Source organism: Marinobacterium arenosum, assembly GCF_019795155.1.
Lineage (GTDB): Bacteria > Pseudomonadota > Gammaproteobacteria > Pseudomonadales > Balneatricaceae > Marinobacterium_C > Marinobacterium_C arenosum.
On sequence record NZ_JAILYN010000112.1, the window covers coordinates 1 to 1,355 of the forward strand.

Sequence of the window (1,355 nt, forward strand, 5' to 3'; positions counted from 1 at the left end):
AGGCCTGTTTGAATCGTTGAAGGAAAATGACTGTCAGTGATCAATCAGGAAAAAATGAGCGGAAGGAGGCGAAGTCGGATGGGAATATTGGTGCCGAAATGTCTAATCCGACAGCCTCGTTAGGCATAAGGAGCTTATGTGCCAGAAATAAGTTATCCATCGACATGTGATGTAAACGCCATTTTCGATTTTTGTAATGAAATTGAGCAGCATTGCGGTGCGGATGAAGTTGTAATTGACTTCTCCAGCATGGGGCGAATAGAGCCATTTACGATGGTTTATGTTGCGAAATATATCAGGGATTTTAATCGTCGAAATAAGGATGCGGTCGTTTCCTGTAGAGGCTACCAATCTAAAGATTACGCAGCAAATATGGCATTCTTTAGAGCTTTTGGCCTGAAGCACGGTAGAGAGCCTAATTGCGTTGACGGAAATGATAGATTTGTTCCTTATACAATTCTTTGAGTTCAAACTATCGTTGATGAGGCAACTAAAGAATGGGAGGCTGAGCAGGAAGTTATAGAAAGGCGCTCCGCTCATCTTGCTGAAATATTAGCGCAGCAAACTAGTGGAAACCTTGTTGATGCTCTTACCTTTTCTATACGTGAAATAATGCGTAACGTTTATGAGCATAGCAAATCAAAGAGCATAGAATATTGTGCGCAATACTGGCCGTACTACAGCAAAGTCGAAATAGCAATTATTGATAACGGTATGGGCCTTAAGGCCTCTCTAAAGAATAACCCCCATGTCCAAATTGAAAATCATAGTGATGCTATTCAACAAGCTCTAATGCCAGCGATTTCCAGTAAAAATTATAAGGGTGCAATCATCGACACAAATGACCCTTGGCATAATTCTGGTTTTGGACTTTATATGATCAATAGAATTTGTCGCTTAGGTGGCAGTTTCCTAATTTGCTCTGGAGATCATGGCATTAAACTTGATGAGGCTGGAAAGGAGCATATCGAACTTCCACATATATGCAGGGGAACTGCAGTTAGAATGGTTTTGAATACAAGCAAATTAACCGAGCTAAGTACAATGCTTGCGAAATTCAGAGATGAAGGTTATGAAATCGCTAAGCAAATAAAAGGGGTTGGCATGTATGAGGCTTCTGCAGCATCTCAAATGCTATCAAGAGATTTTGAGAAAAATGCCTAACAATCGCAGGCACAGCGACGGCTTTTCCGTTGCGGCTTCGCCTCCACTACAAAGCCGCGCGTGCTGCGGGCGTTGAGGCTGTCGGATAAGTCCTACAGCCCTTGGTCTGCGGAGCTGGAAGCCGCTACAATCGCCAGATAGAACTTTACCGCAGAGGGTGCAAGGGATGGCACGGTACAAGCACTACGACT

The 1,355-nt window shown here is 43.2% G+C and carries 2 protein-coding genes; both read left to right on the top strand.

The features are described 5' to 3' along the window. Nucleotides 1-138: 138 nt before the first annotated feature. Entirely contained in the window at nucleotides 139-465 is a 327-nt protein-coding gene (locus K6T12_RS21410) for a hypothetical protein (RefSeq protein WP_222225005.1), read from the top strand. A 147-nt stretch (nucleotides 466-612) separates the two neighbouring features. After that, a complete protein-coding gene (locus tag K6T12_RS21415; protein WP_222225006.1) occupies nucleotides 613-1,164 on the top strand; it encodes a hypothetical protein in 552 nt (183 codons plus the stop codon). Nucleotides 1,165-1,355: the final 191 nt, after the last annotated feature.